This is a genomic window from Variovorax palleresanus, from assembly GCF_051144945.1.
Classification (GTDB): Bacteria; Pseudomonadota; Gammaproteobacteria; order Burkholderiales; family Burkholderiaceae_C; genus Variovorax; species Variovorax paradoxus_S.
Genome location: NZ_JBJNVP010000002.1, coordinates 2693733 through 2710108, shown reverse-complemented (window position 1 = coordinate 2710108; position 16376 = coordinate 2693733). Strand labels below are relative to the sequence as shown.

Sequence of the window (16376 nt, the reverse complement as noted above, 5' to 3'; positions counted from 1 at the left end):
GTTGCTTTTTGTTTGCCGTGTTCCGGCGGACCTGTTGCGGCCGCTTCCGGCGTCTACCTACTGCACGAAACCCATGCCGCGCGACTCGCGCACCTCGGGCTTGATGCGGTGCTCGGCCTCGAGCTGGTCGAGGAATTCGGCGGCCGAGAAATCGACCGCCAGAATGTCCGTCTGCCGCTTCACGGCCGCGAAATCCCCCGGGCACAGCTGGCGCAATTGCGCGAGGCGGGCCTTGATCTCTCCGGTGAGCAGCGCGGCATCGCCCGCCAGCGCCTCGGTCACGAACATGCGCTCGCGCTGCGGCGCGGTGAGCGGCATGAACTTGATCTTGAAGGTGAAGCGCCGAAGCGCCGCCTGGTCGAGCCGGTCGAGCAGGTTGGTGGTACAGATGAAGATGCCGTTGAAGCGCTCCATGCCCTGCAGCATCTCGTTGACCTCGGTCACTTCGTAGGTCCGCTGGGCGCCGCGCCGGTCCTGCAGGAAGCTGTCGGCCTCGTCGAGCAACAGCACGGCTTTTTCGGCCTCCGCCTCCTTGAACATGGCGGCCATGTTCTGCTCGGTTTCGCCGACGTACTTGCTCATGAGGTCGCTGGCCTGCTTGATGATCAGCGGCCGGCCGATGGCCTTGGCGATGTGCTCGGCCAGCGCGGTCTTGCCGGTGCCGGGCGCGCCGTAGAAGCACAGCGTGCCGTGGCCGCGCGCCTTGAGCGCCACCACGATGCGCGGAATTTCGAAGCGGGTCTCGACGTTGAGCATGTCCAGGTCGTAGGTGGTCACGCTGCGGCGCTCGCCCGGGCCGGTGTCGAGGGTGCCCAGCGCGAGGTCGGCGTTCTTGAGCTGCCGCTCGATCAGCGCCTCCATCGAGGCGCCATCCTCCGTCTGCGCCAGCCCTGCAAAACGCACCGCGGTGCGGATCTGCGCGGGCGTGAGGCCCTTGCGCTCGGCCAGCTTGGCGGTGAAGGCTTCGGACACCACGATGCCTTCGAGCGTTTTCTTCACCAGCTGCTCGCGCGCGCCGGGGGGCGGCGACTTGAGTTCGAGGTGATAGGCAAAGCGGCGCCTGAACGCGGGGTCGATCTGCTCGATGCGGTTGGTCACCCACAGTGTGGGCACCGGGTTGGCTTCGAGGATCTGGTTGACCCAGGCCTTGCCGCTCACGCTGCCGCTGGTGGGCGCCGGAATCTGCTCGGCGCGCGCCATGAACTGCGCGGCCTCGGTGCTGATGGGCGGGAACACGTCCTCGACCTCGTCGAACAGCAGCGCGGCCTGCGCACTGCCCTTGAGGAACACCTGCGCAATCTGCAGCGAGCGGTAGCGGTCTCGGCCGCTCAGCGAGTTGCCGTCGCGGTCGGCATATTCGACCTCGAACAGCTCGAGCCCCGCAGCCTGCGCCACCACCTTGGCGAGTTCGGTCTTGCCGGTGCCGGGCGGCCCGTAGAGCAGCACGTTGACGCCCGGCTCCTTGCGCGCCACTGCCGCGCGCAGTAGCGTGACGAGCATCTGTGCGTCTTCCTCGACAAAGGAAAAGTCTTGCGTGGTGAGCGCGCTCTTGGCCGAGGGCCGCGTGAACACGGCCATCAGTTCGTTGTGGTCGCGGTATTCGCGCATCAGCACCGGCGGCAGCTTTTCGCTGACCTTCATGAGGTCGGCCAGGTCGGTAATGTTGTGCTCGGAGATCAGGTTCTCGACCAGGCCGATGCGCTCCAGCCGCGAGCCCGCGCGCAGCGCCTCGCCCACTTCGCTCGCGTTGACGCCCGCGATGTCGGCAATGGCCGCGTAGGCCTCGGGCGCATTGTTGACCTTGAACTCGACCAGCAGCGAACGCAGGTCGCGCTGGTAGCGCGCGAGCGTGCCGTAGAGCAGCAGTGCGCGCTCGGCCTTGTTGAGTTGCAAGAGGCCTGCGAGCGCATCGATGTTTTTCTCGACCAGCGTCGACTGCTTGCGCAGCGCATGCGTGAGCCAGTCGCGCGTGACGGCCAGCACCGAGAGCAGGTCCTTGGGCTGGTCCTTGGCGTATTCGTCCAGATAGAAGAAGAGCGTGCCTTCCTCGTACGGGCCGCGCCACACGCCGTGGCGCTCCAGCAGCGTGCGGCCGTCGAAATTCTCGACGCCCTTCCAGGCCTCGTTGCCCGCGCAGCGGCGGCCGAGGAACTCGCGGAGGCGATGCAGCACCGCGGCCGGCCAGACCAGGTGGCGGCCGGTGAGCGAGAGCAGGCCGTTGATGTCGCGGCGCACGTTGAAGCGCGGCCCCTGCTTGGCGGCGAGCGTGAGCACGAAGTGCGAGCACATCAGCTCGAGCACCGGCGCTCCCTTGAGCCCAGGCGACGGCAATGCCTGCCCGCGCACCGCAGCAGCCACCACATCGACACCCGCACGCTTGACCATCAGACAACCTCCAGGCGAGGAACTTCCTGGGGCGACCATAGCGCAGACTTTTGCCTTCGGGAAGACGCTGGAACGGTAAAAACCCTGATGGTGCGATTCCGGCCACAATGCCCGCCATGGTCGGAATCGAAGAAATCCGGCGCGCCGCGGCGCGTCTGCAGGGTCAGGTGCTCAACACGCCCTGTGTCGAATCGCGCACGCTCTCGGAAATCGTGGGCGCGCAAGTGTTCCTGAAGTTCGAGAACCTGCAGTTCACCTCCTCGTTCAAGGAACGAGGGGCGTGCAACAAATTGGTCGATCTTTCGGAGAATGGGCCGCGCGGCGACGGCCAGGAAACCACGCGGGGCGTGGTGGCCATGTCGGCCGGCAACCATGCCCAGGGTGTGGCCTATCACGCGCAGCGGCTCGGCCTGCGCGCGCTCATCGTGATGCCGCGGTTCACGCCCGGCGTGAAGATCGAGCGCACGCGCGGCTTCGGCGCCGAGGTGGTGCTGCACGGCGACACGCTGGACGCGGCCCGCGCGCATGCGCTGGAGCTGGCCGAGCGCGAAGGACTGACTTTCGTCCACCCCTACGACGACGAGGCCATCATCGCGGGCCAGGGCACGGTGGCGCTCGAAATGCTCGACGCGGTGCCCGATCTCGACATGCTGGTGGTGTCGGTCGGCGGCGGCGGGCTGATTGCCGGGATGGCCATTGCGGCGCGCGACCGGAAGCCGGGCATCGAGATCGTGGGCGTGCAGACCACGCGCTTCCCGGGCATGGTCAATGCCGTCAAGGGCACCCAGCACCTGCAGGGCAAGAGCACCATCGCCGAAGGCATCGCGGTCGGCACGCCGGGCGTGCTGACGCGGGAAATCATCGCCAAACATGTGGACGACCTGCTGCTGGTCGACGAAGGCGACATCGAGCAGGGCGTGCTGATGCTGCTCGAAATCGAAAAAACCCTGGTCGAAGGCGCGGGCGCGGCCGGCCTGGCGGCGCTGATCCGGCATCCGGAGCGCTTCAAGGGCAAGCGCGTGGGGCTGGTGCTTTCGGGCGGCAACATCGATCCGCTGCTGCTTGCGGCCATCATCGAACGCGGCATGGTGCGGGCCGGCCGGCTGGCCCGCGTGAGGGTGAGCGCGCGCGACGTTCCGGGGTCATTGGCCCAGATCACGGCCACTGTGGCAGAAGCGGGCGCTAACGTCGATGAGGTTCACCACCAACGTGCGTTTACCATGCTGGCAGCGCAGAACGTCGACATCGAGCTGGTGCTGCAGACCCGCGGACGGGCCCACCTGGCCAGCGTGCTGGGCGCGCTGCACGACGCCGGCTTCGAGGCCGAAGAGCAGCATTGAGGGGGCTGGCAACCCCCTAGACCCGTCCGGCGGGCCCGACCCGTAAAATGCCCCCCAGTTTTTGAATCTGAGTATTCGAGGTAATTTCAATGTCCAACCCCACTCCCGTCGAGCCCCACCACGCCGCCGCCGTTGAAAAAGACGCCGTCGAATCGGTCGTGCACCTGATGCCGATCGTGCTGCCGTTGGCTGGCGGCGTGCTGATGCTGCTGCTCGCGTCCATCGCTGTCTATTTGGCCTGACAGCGATTTGCGTCTTCGTCCGCGGGTTTTGCGGCCCGCGTTGACGCAGTCTCTCTAAGAGAAACGTTTTCTCAAACGGACCTCCGCGCCATGCCGGCGCGGCGTCCCGTTCGGAAAGACGATTTTTCAACTTAGGAGATTTCCGATGAACGCACCCACGATGCAGGGCCTCGCCATTCAGGCGCCCTCATACGTCAAGAACGCAAAACTGGTGGCCTGGGTGGCCGACATGGCCGCGCTCTGCAAACCGGAGGCCATCTACTGGTGCGACGGAAGCCAGGAAGAGTACGACCGCCTGTGCCAGAAACTGGTCGACGCGGGCACCTTCAAGAAGCTCAACCCCGCCAAGCGTCCCAACTCTTTCCTCGCGGCATCCGACCCGAGCGACGTCGCGCGCGTCGAAGACCGCACCTTCATCTGCTCCGAGAAGAAGGAAGACGCCGGCCCCACCAACAACTGGATGGCCCCGGCCGAGATGCGCGCCACGCTGCAGCCGCTCTTCGACGGCTGCATGAAGGGCCGCACGATGTACGTGGTGCCGTTCAGCATGGGCCCGCTCGGCTCGCCCATCGCGCACATCGGCATCGAGCTTTCCGACAGCCCCTACGTTGCGGTCAACATGAAGATCATGACACGCATGGGCAAGGCCGTGTACGAGGTGCTCGGCACCGACGGCGAGTTCGTGCCCTGCGTGCACACCGTGGGCGCGCCCCTCGAGGCCGGCCAGAAGGACGTGGCCTGGCCCTGCAACAAGACCAAGTACATCGTCCACTACCCCGAGACGCGCGAGATCTGGAGCTACGGCTCGGGCTACGGCGGCAACGCGCTCCTGGGCAAGAAGTGCTTTGCGCTGCGCATCGCTTCCACCATGGGCCGCGACGAGGGCTGGCTCGCCGAGCACATGCTGATCCTGGGCGTGACCTCGCCCGAAGGCAAGAAGTACCACGTAGCGGCCGCCTTCCCCTCCGCCTGCGGCAAGACCAACTTCTCGATGCTGGTGCCGCCGGCCGGCTTCGACGGCTGGAAGGTCACGACCATCGGCGACGACATCGCCTGGATCAAGCCCGGCAAGGATGGCCGCATGTACGCCATCAACCCCGAGGCAGGCTACTTCGGCGTGGCCCCCGGTACCAACCTCAAGACCAACCCCAACTGCCTCAAGAGCCTGGACCGCGACGTGATCTTCACGAACGTGGGGCTCACCGACGACGGCGACGTGTGGTGGGAAGGCCTGGAAGACGACGTGCCCGGCAAGAAGCTGCCCGAGCACCTGATCGACTGGCAGGGCAAGGACTGGACGCCGCAGATCGCCAAGGAAACCGGCGCCAAGGCCGCGCACCCCAACTCGCGCTTCACCGTCGCGGCCATCAACAATCCAGCGTTGGATCCGGCCTGGGACGACCCGGCGGGCGTGCCGATCGACGCCTTCATCTTCGGCGGCCGCCGCTCGACGACGGTGCCGCTGGTCACCGAAGGCCGCAACTGGACCGAGGGCGTCTACATGGCCGCCACCATGGGCTCTGAAACCACCGCCGCCATCGTCGGCCAGGTGGGCGTGGTGCGCCGCGATCCGTTCGCCATGCTGGCCTTCATGGGCTACAACATGAGCGACTACTTCCAGCACTGGCTCGACCTGGGCAAGAAGCTCGAAGCCTCGGGTGCCAAGCAGCCGAAGATCTACACCACCAACTGGTTCCGCAAGGGTCCGGACGGCAAGTTCGTCTGGCCCGGCTACGGCGAGAACATGCGCGTGCTCAAGTGGATCATCGACCGCATCGAAGGCAAGGCCCAGGGCGTGGACCATGTCTTCGGCGTGAGCCCGCGCTACGAAGACCTCAACTGGACCGGCCTGGACTTCAGCGCCGAGCAGTTCGCCACCGTCACCAGCATCGACAAGGCCGCCTGGCAGGCCGAGCTGAAGCTGCATGCCGAACTGTTCCAGCAGCTGGCGCACCACCTGCCGAAGGAACTGCCGGAAACCAAGGCCGCGATCGAGCAGCGCCTGGCGGCCTGACGCCTCTCCATGTGCGGCCACCGGGCCGCAGCAACGAAAAAGCCGCCCTCGTGGGCGGCTTTTTCATGACTCGGCTGAAGAATCGAATGGGTCGATCAGTAGTAGCGCGAGCTGTTCATGCGGCGCATGGCTTCGTAGAGCGTGGGCATGCGGACGTCGTTGGCACGTGCGGCCTGGCGGCGGGCCAGTGCGTCGACCTTGGCAACCGTGGCAATGGAAGCCGTGCCTTCCGACTGCTGGCGCCAGACAGCGGCTTGCAGTTCCTGCATCACGCGCGGGTCGCTGTGCGCAGTGGCCAGAAAGCGCTCGTCGGCACGGTCGGCGGCGCGGCGCTGGGCGGCTGCACTCAACACGCCGGCAACCTTGGCGGCCGCGTTGCGCAGCGAGCCGGCAAACAGGGCGGCGATGCCGAAAGCGGCGCCGCAGAGCACAGCCCAGGCGGCGAGCAAAGCGCCTTCGTCCCAGTTGGCAACGAGCGTGTCGGCCACCACCAGCACCGCGGAAGCCACGGCAACGATCAGCAGGACAATCAGCGGACGCGAACCGCTCGCGCCGGCGCGGGCGGCCTGGATCTGGCCGAACAACACCTCGGCGCGCTGGACGCCAGGGTGCACAGTGGGTTGGTCTACGTGGACAAAGCTGGTCATGATGAATCCCTCCAGGGATGAATGGCTGAGTGCCGATGTAGTGATATTAGGGTTTGCCCTAGTGTTTATCCACTTTATCTTTCTGATGTTTATCATTCACAACACTGATGGACGTCAATTTCCGCACCTTCGACCTCAACCTGCTTCGCGTCTTCGACGAGGTGATGGCGGAGCGCAACCTCACGCGCGCCGCGCGCAACCTGTCGATCACCCAGCCCGCGGTGAGCAATGCGCTGCGCCGCCTGCGCGAAGTGCTCGGCGACGAGCTGGTGAGCCGGTCGGGCGCAGGCGTCGAGCCCACGCCGCGCGCGCTGGCGCTCTGGCCCACCGTGCGCGATGCGCTCAGGCAGCTGCAGCACACGCTCGCGCCGGGCGAGTTCGATGCAGCGACGGCCGACACCACCTTCCTCCTGGCCATGGCCGATGCGACGGCCGCCGAGCTCATCCCGGGGCTGGTGAAAATCGTGGAGAAGGAAGCGCCCGCTATCTCGCTGCGCGTTCTGCCACTGACCACACGCGATCCGCGGCGCATGCTGGAGCAGGAAGAAGTCGACATGGCGATCGGCTACTTTCCGGCCGTGATTGCCAGCCTGGCGGCGCGTGGCCAATCGGGCGTGGGGGTGGCGTTCGAGACGCAGCGGCTCTATCTGGGCCAGTATGTCTGCGTGATGCGGCGCGGACACCCGCTCGCGGATGCGCCGCTCACGCTGGACGACTACTGCGCCGCGCGGCACCTGCTCGTGAGCTTTTCGGGGCGGCCGTACGGCTTCATCGACCAGACGCTGGGCGCCTTGGGGCGCGAGCGGCGCATCGTGGTGACGGTGAACCAGTTCTTCACCGCGGGCCGGGTGGTCGCGAATTCGGACCTGCTCACGGTGCTGCCGCGGCATTTCGTCACCGTCACCGGCATCGATGACCAGCTGGTGCTGCGCGACCTGCCCTTCGACCAGCCGATGGTGCACGTCGACGCCATCTGGCATCGGCGTGCGCAGCATGGGCACGCGCACGAATGGCTGCGCACGGCGCTGCTGCGTTCGGCCGCGGCGGCTTTCGCGGATTCGGTCCTCGGGCAGAAGGTGCCCGGCTGACCTGGGCTTTTTTTTAGCGAACGACCGAAAGCCAGGCCGATGCCGCAACGCGCAGTTCCTGCGCGTGGTGGGCGTCGAGGCCGGCACGGACGTCGGCGGTTTCCATCAGCGTCGCGGCATGGCTGGCCGGGATGCTGTCATTGGAAGAACGGAAGAAACGGGCCACTTGGGCAATGAGGCTGAACATGACAGTGCGCTGCTTTTGGCTGCGCTGGAGTGGTTGATGTCCTAAGAATAGGGGTTATCCCTAATATTGAAAGCCCCACTTCATGCGCTTTATGCATGGGCTGATTCCCCTAGACTGAGTAGACGATGAAGCTGCAACTGCTCTCCGACCTGCATTTGGAGTCCCATCCCCGGTTCCAGGCCGAGCCCGCGCCCGGGGCCGACATGCTGGTGCTGGCGGGCGACATCGGGTCCTACCAGGAAGGCTCCCGCCTGACCGATACCGACTTCGGCCTGGGCCGCTTCTCGCCCCGCAACGGCTGGCCCGTGCCGGTGATGTACGTGCCGGGCAACCACGAATACGACAACGCCGATTTCGACCAGACCCACGAGCGCCTGCGTGCGCTCTGCAAGGAGCTCGACATCCTCTGGCTCGAGCGGGAAACAACAGTCATCGACGGCATCCGCTTCATCGGCACCACCCTCTGGGCCGACTTCGACGCGCTGGTAACGCCCACCGACGGCCTGGCGGACGCGCTCAAGAAGCGCGGCAAGGCCATGCGGGCGGCCGATTTCTACCTGGAAAAAGCCGCCACCGTGCGCCATGGCCAGCCCTTCATGGCCGGTGCGATGCGGGAGCAGGGGCTGGCATGCCAGGCCTGGCTCGAAGCGGCGCTGGCCGAGCCGTTCGACGGCACCACGGTGGCCATCACGCATTTCGCGCCCAGCCTGGCCAGCGCCGATCCGCGCTACGGCCTCACGCCGGGCACGGCGGGTTTCTGCAATTCGCTCGATGCGCTGCTGCCCCGCGCCCGGCTGTGGCTGCATGGCCACCTGCACTGCCCCTTCGACTACGTGAAGGACGGCTGCCGCGTGGTGGCCAATCCGCTCGGGTACAAGGGCAAGGGCGAACAGGAAGGCTTTCGCCCGAATCTGCTGATCGAAGTGCCCTGACGCTAGAGCAGTTCTTCGCCCACGATCGGCAGCAGCAGCCAGTTCTTGAAGCGCAGCCAGAGAAACTCGCCGGGCTCGTCCTCGTGCACGACGTCGCCGCCCGCATCGTCGTATTCCAGCCACTGCACGCGGCGGCCGTCGGGCGCAAGCCGCAGCCGGTAGCCCAGGCTCACGCGCTCCCCGCCCATGAGCTTTTCGTAGTCGGCCACCAGTTCAGGGCTGTCGATCACGAGGCCCATCTCGGTGTTGACCGCGGCCGAGCGGCGATCGAGATTCATCGAGCCGATGAAGAAACGCTCGTCGTCGATCACCGCGACCTTGGCGTGCAGGCGGCTGATCGACTGGCCGAAGTTGCCGAAGTGCCCCGAGCGCCCGGTGAGCATCGGTGCGATCTCGTAGATGGTGACGCCGATCTTCAGCATGTCGGCGCGGTAGCGCTCGTAGCCCGCGTAGGCGAGCGGCTCGTCGGTGGCGCCCAGCGAGTTGGTCACCACGGTGATGCGCCCTCCACGCGCGATGGCCGCCTTCATCATGGCCATGCCGGGCGGGCCGGGAATGAAGTACGGCGAGGCGATCTTGACCTCGCGCTTGCCCGAATTGATGACGCCCAGCGCGCCCTCGTTCACGCTGCCCGCATAGGCCGCTTCGGGCGAGCGCGTGATCTTCGCGGGGTCGTCCACGAACAGCGTGAATGGTGCCCAGCGCAGATCGACCTTGCCGGTGGTGAGCTGCTCGCCCACCGGCGACTTGTCCATCACGTCGCGCTGGCGAATCGGCACGTCGGGCTGCGCCGTGCTGGCGATGGCATCGAAGCGCTTCTGCGCCTCGTCCACCGTCATGCGCAGCGGCGCGATGCGCTCGATAGGCCACGCATGCTCGCTGTTCCAGTAGCGGTCGAAGCCTTCGGACATCTTGCGCACCACCGGCCCGCTGGAGAGCACGTCCATGTCGATGAAATTGGCCGCCGTGCCGCGCATGAAGTATTCGTTGGCGATGTTGCGGCCGCCCGAGACTGCAAAGCTGTTGTCGGCCACCAGCAGCTTGTTGTGCATGCGGTGGTTGATGCGGCCGAAATCCGCAACCGAGAGCAGGAGACGCAGCGCGAGCGAGTCGGCCCGCGAAGGCAGCGGATTGAACAGCCGCACTTCGACGTTGGGAAACGCCGAGAGCGTGCCGAACAGCTCGTCCTCGCCGCCCGTGTAGAGATCGTCCACCAGGAGGCGCACCCGCACGCCCCGCGCCGCCGCATCGCGCAGTTCGCGCAGCAGCAGCAGGCCGACATCGTCTTTCTCGATCAGGTAGTACTGCACGTCGAGCGACTTCTCGGCATGCCGCGCGAGCGAGATGCGGGCGTCGAAGGCGAAGGCCGCTTCCGGGAGCAGCCGAAAGCCGGACAGCGATGCGGCTTCATCGGGCGCACCCGGCCTCACCAGTTGGCCCAGCGCGGTGCCGGCCACGTCGGTGATGGCCGCAGTCGGAGCACGCGGTTGCGGCGGCGGCAGGCTCGCGCAGCCCGCCAGCCACGCTGAGGCCACGGCGGCCCACACCAGGGCCGCGAGCCTGCGGATCAGGGGAGAGGCTGCCATGGGCCGCACTGTAGCTCCAGGCAGGCGCGAATGGAGCCCTATGATCGCGCTCACAAAAAAAGGAAAGAACACGCGTGCTCAACGGCTTGTGGCTAGGTTTCTTCGGAATGGCGATGCTGGCCGCGCTCGGGCGCTGGCTCGTGGGCGGCGACCCGGCCGTTTTTGCGGCGATCGTCGAAAGCCTCTTTGCGATGGCGCGGCTCGCGGTCGAGGTGATGGTGCTGCTGTTCGGCACGCTCACGCTGTGGCTCGGCTTCCTGCGCATCGCCGAGGCAGCGGGGCTGGTCGGCTGGCTCGCGCGGCTGCTCGGCCCGCTCTTCAGGCGGCTCATGCCGGGCGTGCCGGCGGGCCATCCGGCGCTGGGCCTCATCACGATGAACTTTGCGGCCAATGCGCTCGGGCTCGACAACGCGGCCACGCCCATCGGCCTCAAGGCCATGCGCGAGCTGCAGCGGCTGAACCCCGACCCGGTCACGGCCACCAACGCGCAGATCCTGTTCCTGGTGCTCAACGCCTCGTCGCTCACGCTGTTGCCCGTGACCATCTTCATGTACCGCGCGCAGCAGGGCGCAAGCGATCCGACGATGGTGTTTTTGCCGATCCTGCTGGCCACCAGCGCATCGACGCTGGTGGGCCTGCTCACGGTGGCCGTGGCGCAGCGCCTGCGGCTGTGGGACCCGGTGGTACTGGCCTACCTGGTGCCGGGCGCGCTGCTGCTGGGCGGCTTCATGGCCCTTCTGGGCACCTTGTCGGCGGCGGCGATTGCGTCGCTCTCCTCGCTCATGGGCAACCTGGCGCTGTTCGGCGTGATCATCGTGTTCCTGCTGGCCGGTGCGATCCGGCGCATCAAGGTCTACGAATGCTTCATCGAGGGCGCGAAGGAAGGCTTCGACATCGCGAAGAACCTGCTGCCCTACCTGGTGGCGATGCTGTGCGCGGTCGGCGTGCTGCGTGCCTCGGGCGCGCTCGACTTCGTGCTCGGCGGGCTGCGCTGGCTGGTCGACGCGGGCGGCTGGGATTCGCGTTTCGTCGACGCGATGCCGACCGCGCTGGTCAAGCCCTTCTCGGGCAGCGCGGCGCGTGCCATGCTGATCGAGACCATGAAAACTCAGGGCGTAGACAGCTTCCCCGCGCTCGCGGCCGCCACCATCCAGGGCAGCACCGAAACCACCTTCTACGTGCTGGCCGTGTACTTCGGTGCGGTCGGCATCCAGCGTGCGCGGCATGCGGTGTCTTGTGCACTGGCCGCGGAACTCGCGGGCGTGGTGGCGGCGATCGCGGTCTGCTACTGGTTCTTCGGATGAGCGGCAGCGCGCGGTGCTGCCGGTTTAAGCTCGCAGGCCCATGAAGAAAAGCTCCTCCGCCTCCAGGTCGCATGCCGGATCGCGCACGGTTCCGGCGGCACCCGGCGCTGATGCGCCGGTGCCCGATGCGGAGGCCAAGCGCTCGACCTACCACCACGGCAACCTGCGCGATGCGCTGGTGATGCGCGGCATCGAAATCCTCGATGCACAGGGCCTGGCCGCGCTGAGCCTGCGCCAGGCGGCGCGCGACGTGGGCGTGTCGCAGACCGCGCCGCTGCACCATTTCGAGGGCAAGTCGGGCTACCTCGCGGCCATTGCCGCGCAGGGCTTTCGCATGATGTTCGAGCAGCGCATCCGCGCGCTGCGCAGCCTCAGCGATCCGCGCGAACGGCTGCTGAGCGTGATGCTCGCGCACCTGCAGTTCTCGATCGAGCGGCCCGCGCTGTTCCAGTTGATGTACGGCCCGGCCATTCCGCAGAAGCTGCAGTTCCCCGACCTGGAGCAAGCCGCCACGCGCTCCTACGGCATCCTGGAGACCTGCGTGGGCGACTACCTGAGCCACCGCAACGTCCCGCTGGCCCGCGTGCGCCCCGCGGCGCTGGCCGCATGGACCGCCTGCCACGGCCTGGCCACCGTGATGGTCGACCGCCAGAACGCCTGGGACATCGTCGGCAAGGACCCGATGAAGATCGGCCACGACGTGTTCTCGATCTTCATCGCGGGGCTGGACCACCAGCCGGCGGCAAGCTAGCCCGGCACTACTTCCGCCAGAGCGCGGCTCGCTTCCGGAAGGTCGAGCGCAAGCGCCGCGCGGGCCCCGGCCGATTGGCCGCGGTGCAACGCGAAGGCCTGCAACGCCTGCATGGCTTCGGCCTCGCCCGGGAACACGGCGAAGCCACTACGGGCGAAGGCCTCGCGCACATGGGCGTGCGGGCTGTAGACCGCCAGCGGCTTGCCCGCATCGTCCACCACGGCCCGGCATTCGCGCACGAAACGCGGCAGGTCGTAGCTCGGTCCGCCGACGGCCAGCAGGCCCAGGGTAGCGGCATCCACTGCCTCGTCATGCAGCACCACCTGCATCACCGCGCCGAGCAATGCCGGTTCGGCCAGCAGCATCGCCGTCAGGTCGACCGGATTGCGGTTGAGCGAGAAATTGGGCAGCAGCTCGGCCAGGCGCTGCTCCGCGTGCGCTGCCAGCCGCGCCAGCGGTAGCCCGCGAGCCTGCGCTTCGTCGGCCGCCAGCACGCAGGACGCACCGGAGTTGCTGACGAGCGCGAGCCGCGGCAGCCCTCCGTGGCCGCCGACGCCCATCGCCGGCCCGAGGTACAGCGGCACGGCGCCGACCAGTTCGACCAGGCCGCCCACGGTGCGGCAGCCGTGCGCCTCGAACAGGGCATCGAGCTCGTCACCCGCCGCGCCGCCCGAACCCGTATGCAGATCGGCCGAGCGCCTGCCGTGCGCGGAACGCCCGGAGCGCACCGCCAGCACCGCCACGCCGCGCTGGCGGGCCGTGTCGAGCGCCGCGGCCATGCGCGCCGGGTCGGGCACGTGCTCGACGTAGAGCAGCACCAGCCGCACGCCGGGCTGCCGCGCCAGCGCATCGACGAGGTCGGCAGTGTCCACGTCGGCCTCGTTGCCGGTGGCGGCCACGCAGCGCACGCCCCATCCAGCCTCGCGCAGCAGCGCATAGGCGGACACGCCGAAAGCGCCGCTTTGCGAGACGATCGCCACCGGACCGTCGAGCGGCGCATGGTCGCTGTAGATCGATGCGAAGGAGAGCACCGCGCCGCTGTCGAAGCTGGCGACGCCGATGCTGTTCGGCCCCACCAGGCGGACACCACCCGCACGGGCGATGCCGGCCAGGGCTTCCTGCCGCAAGCGGCCCTCGGGGCCGACCTCCGCATAGCCCGAGGCGAACAGCAGCGCATGGCCGACGCCCAGCCGCGCGCACTCGGCAAGCTGCTGCTCGGCCTGCCCGGCGCCGATGCAAAGCACCACCGCATCGGGCACCTCCGGCAGCTGGTCGAGCGCCGCGTAGGCCTGCAGGCCCTGCACCTCGCCGGCGCGCGGATGGACCGGATAGATGCGGCCGCCGAAGCCCTGCTCCAGCAGGTAGCGGATCGGCCGGCCACCGACCTTGTGCGGGTTGTCGGATGCGCCCACCACCGCCACGGAGCGCGGCGCCAGCAAGCGTTCGAGCGATGGTCGCGCCGCCGCCGGTGCGGCCTGCGCCAGCGCCTTCAGTTGCGACTTGAGCAGCTTGCCGGTGGGGCTGGCGGGCAGTTGCGCCATCACATGCACTTCGGCCGGCACCTTGTAGGGCGCCAGGCGTTCCCGCAAGAAGGCACAGAGCCGCGCGGTGTCGATGCTGCGGCCCTGCAGCGGCTCGACGAAGGCGACGATCTCCTCGTCGCCCGGCACGCTGCGCCCGACCACCGCGCACTGCGCGACCTCCGGAAAGGCGGCAATCGCCTTCTCGACCTCGGCCGGGTACACGTTGAAGCCGCCGCGGATGATCATCTCCTTGCTGCGGCCCACGATGGAGAGGTCGCCCGCCGGTCCGAAGACGCCGATGTCGCCGGTGTGCAGCCAACCCTCCATATCGACAGCCGCGCGCGTCTGCGCCGGGTCGCGAAAGTAGCCCTTCATCACGTTGGGGCCGCGGATCAGGACCTCGCCGCGCTCGCCGCCTGCCACCGGCCGGCCGTCCGCATCCGCGAGCACCACCTCCACGCCGGGAATCGGCCAGCCGGCGGTCACGTCCGCGGGCGGCGGATGGCCGAAGGTGCGAGTCGCCGCCGGTGCCGATTCGGTCAGGCCGTAGCCGTGGTGCAGCGGCAGGCCGAGCAGCGCCTCGGTCTGCGCCTTGCGCGTGGCGTCGACCAGCGAGCCGCCGATGTAGGCCATGCGCAGCCGGTTGGGGGTAAGCGGGCGGCCCTGCTGCTGCGACCATTCGTGCAGCCGCGCGTACATCGCAGGCACGCCCTGGAACACCGTAACCTGGCCGGCGGTGATCGCCTCGGCCAGCAACCCGGCCGAGAAGCGGCCCACCAGGCGCAGCGTGGTGCCCGCGCGCAGGCCGCACAGCAGCGCGGAGATCAGCCCGAACGAATGCGAGATCGGCAGCGCATGAAAGATCACGTCGTCCGGCAGCAGCACCTGCTGCGCCATCGAAGCCCGCGTGACGAAATCAAGGTTGCCATGGGTCAGCATCACGCCTTTGGGCAGGCCGGTGCTGCCCGAGGTGTAGATCATCAGGGCGACGTCGCCGGACGCATCTTCGGCCGCCGTGCCCGAGCCCTCGCAGCGCTGCAAGCGCCCGCCCGGCGCGCAGGCCAGCACGCCGGCGGCGCCATGTCGGTCGGCATGGGCCATCGCCTCGCCCGAGGCGCCAGCCGCGAAGTACACGAGCCGCGGCTCGTTGTGCGCGCAGATCGCGTCGATCTCGCCGCCCGACATGCGGGCATTGAGCGGCACCGCCCAGCCGCCGGCGCGGATCGCACCGAGCAGCAGCACCACCATGTCCTCGCTGTTCTCGCCCACCAGCACCATGCGCTGGCCCGGCGCGAGGCCGGCCTCGGCGAGCGCGGCTGCCGCTTCTTCGATGCGGGCGGCCAGTTGCGCATACGACAGCGCGCGCCCGTCCTCCAGCACCAGCGCGGGGTGGTCGCCGCGGCTTGCTGCGACCACTTCGTCGACGATGCGGTCGATCCTCATGAATGGCCTCGGGGCGCGGCGTCCGGCCCGTTGGATTCCGAAGCCGCTTCACGCAATGCCCGGTCGCGTGCGTCCTGCCCGCGGATCGCTTCGCGCATGCCGCGCCAGGCTTCGTCGTCCAGATCGGCCAGCTCTGTGAAGGACGCGCCGTTCTGCCGGTGCCCCGCGCCGTCGATGGCGATGGTCTCGCCGGTGATCCACTCGACGCCGTCGGCCATCAGGAACACCGCCAGGTTCTGCAGCTCGGGCATGCGGCCCAGCCGGTTCATCGGGTTGCGCACCGCGCCATCTTCCCAGGCGGCCTTGGGGCTGAGCCGGCTGTTCGCGCCTTCGGTCGGAAAAATGCCCGGTGCGATGGCGTTCAGCCGGATGCCATAGCGGCCCCACTCGATGGCAAGCGACTTGGTCATCACGTCCACACCGGCCTTGCTCATGGCCGACGGCACCACGAAAGGCGCGCCGGTGCGCACCCAGGTCACGACGATGGAGATCACCGAGCCCTTGTGGCCGGTTGCGATCCAGCGCCGCCCGACGTGGTGGGTGACGTAGTAGGTGCCGTGCAGCACGATGTTGGCAACCGCGTCGAAGCCGCGCGGCGACACGTCCTGCGTGCGGCTGACGAAGTTGCCGGCCGCGTTGTTCACCAGCCCGTCGAGCGGGCCGTGCTCGGCCCAGATGCGCTCGACCATGGCATCGACCGCGTCGGCATGGCGGATGTCCACCGCATGCGCGCGCACCACGCCGCCATGGCGTTCGGTCAGCTCGGCGGCGGTGGCGTCGAGCATCGGCTGACGGCGGCCGCAGATGTGGACCTCCGCGCCCAGTTGCAGGTAGCGCTCGGCGATCTCGCGGCCAAGGCCCGAGCCGCCTCCGGTCACGAGGATGCGCTTGCCGCGCAGCAGGTTGGCTTCGAACATGCAATGGCTTCCGATGA

Annotated in this window: 13 protein-coding genes; 7 read left to right on the top strand and 6 right to left on the bottom strand. The window is 68.0% G+C overall.

Annotated elements, in window-relative coordinates:
* Positions 1-57 precede the first annotated feature (57 nt).
* Positions 58-2385: an ATP-binding protein gene (locus ACJ7Z0_RS16745; protein WP_434790711.1), complete on the bottom strand. Its 2328-nt coding sequence runs from the start codon at positions 2383-2385 to the stop codon at positions 58-60.
* A 116-nt stretch (positions 2386-2501) separates the two neighbouring features.
* On the opposite strand from ACJ7Z0_RS16745, the gene ACJ7Z0_RS16740 reads away from it, so the two are divergent.
* The 3 genes from ACJ7Z0_RS16740 (at position 2502) to ACJ7Z0_RS16730 (ending at position 5981) form a co-directional block, all read left to right on the top strand.
* Entirely contained in the window at positions 2502-3725 is a 1224-nt protein-coding gene (locus ACJ7Z0_RS16740; protein WP_431125958.1) for a threonine ammonia-lyase, read from the top strand.
* A gap of 89 nt (positions 3726-3814) precedes the next feature.
* Entirely contained in the window at positions 3815-3967 is a 153-nt protein-coding gene (locus ACJ7Z0_RS16735; RefSeq protein ID WP_185868078.1) for a hypothetical protein, read from the top strand.
* 145 nt (positions 3968-4112) lie between these two features.
* Positions 4113-5981 (top strand): phosphoenolpyruvate carboxykinase (GTP), encoded by a 1869-nt coding sequence (locus ACJ7Z0_RS16730; RefSeq protein ID WP_434790710.1) that lies wholly within the window; start codon positions 4113-4115, stop codon positions 5979-5981.
* 95 nt (positions 5982-6076) lie between these two features.
* On the opposite strand, the gene ACJ7Z0_RS16725 is transcribed toward ACJ7Z0_RS16730, so the two are convergent.
* Entirely contained in the window at positions 6077-6628 is a 552-nt protein-coding gene (locus tag ACJ7Z0_RS16725; protein WP_434790709.1) for a hypothetical protein, read from the bottom strand.
* Positions 6629-6735: 107 nt separating this feature from the next.
* On the opposite strand from ACJ7Z0_RS16725, the gene ACJ7Z0_RS16720 reads away from it, so the two are divergent.
* On the top strand, positions 6736-7716 hold the full coding sequence (locus ACJ7Z0_RS16720) for a LysR family transcriptional regulator (protein WP_434790708.1): 981 nt from the start codon (positions 6736-6738) through the stop codon (positions 7714-7716).
* Positions 7717-7729: 13 nt separating this feature from the next.
* Here ACJ7Z0_RS16720 and ACJ7Z0_RS16715 read toward each other — a convergent pair whose 3' ends face one another.
* The gene (locus ACJ7Z0_RS16715) at positions 7730-7903 is read right to left on the bottom strand and encodes a hypothetical protein (protein WP_369653872.1); all 174 of its coding nucleotides are present in this window, start codon (positions 7901-7903) and stop codon (positions 7730-7732) included.
* A 125-nt stretch (positions 7904-8028) separates the two neighbouring features.
* Here ACJ7Z0_RS16715 and ACJ7Z0_RS16710 point away from each other — a divergent pair, with 125 nt between their 5' ends.
* A complete protein-coding gene (locus ACJ7Z0_RS16710; RefSeq protein WP_434790707.1) occupies positions 8029-8835 on the top strand; it encodes a metallophosphoesterase in 807 nt (268 codons plus the stop codon).
* 2 nt (positions 8836-8837) lie between these two features.
* Here the strand turns inward: ACJ7Z0_RS16710 and ACJ7Z0_RS16705 are convergent, their stop codons facing one another.
* A complete protein-coding gene (locus ACJ7Z0_RS16705; protein WP_434790706.1) occupies positions 8838-10421 on the bottom strand; it encodes a phospholipase D family protein in 1584 nt (527 codons plus the stop codon).
* A gap of 74 nt (positions 10422-10495) precedes the next feature.
* Between ACJ7Z0_RS16705 and ACJ7Z0_RS16700 the strand changes: the two genes are divergently transcribed.
* Positions 10496-11725 (top strand): nucleoside recognition domain-containing protein, encoded by a 1230-nt coding sequence (locus ACJ7Z0_RS16700; RefSeq protein ID WP_434790705.1) that lies wholly within the window; start codon positions 10496-10498, stop codon positions 11723-11725.
* Between the two features lie 40 nt (positions 11726-11765).
* Positions 11766-12476: a TetR/AcrR family transcriptional regulator gene (locus ACJ7Z0_RS16695; RefSeq protein ID WP_434790704.1), complete on the top strand. Its 711-nt coding sequence runs from the start codon at positions 11766-11768 to the stop codon at positions 12474-12476.
* Here ACJ7Z0_RS16695 and ACJ7Z0_RS16690 read toward each other — a convergent pair.
* Together ACJ7Z0_RS16690 and ACJ7Z0_RS16685 are read right to left on the bottom strand one after the other, a co-directional pair.
* On the bottom strand, positions 12473-15442 hold the full coding sequence (locus ACJ7Z0_RS16690) for an AMP-binding protein (protein ID WP_434790703.1): 2970 nt from the start codon (positions 15440-15442) through the stop codon (positions 12473-12475). The genes ACJ7Z0_RS16695 and ACJ7Z0_RS16690 overlap by 4 nt on opposite strands.
* Positions 15439-16359 carry an SDR family oxidoreductase gene (locus tag ACJ7Z0_RS16685; RefSeq protein WP_434790702.1) on the bottom strand — a complete coding sequence of 307 codons (921 nt, stop codon included), beginning with the start codon at positions 16357-16359 and terminating at the stop codon, positions 15439-15441. The genes ACJ7Z0_RS16690 and ACJ7Z0_RS16685 overlap by 4 nt, the downstream gene beginning before the upstream one ends.
* Positions 16360-16376 lie beyond the last annotated feature (17 nt).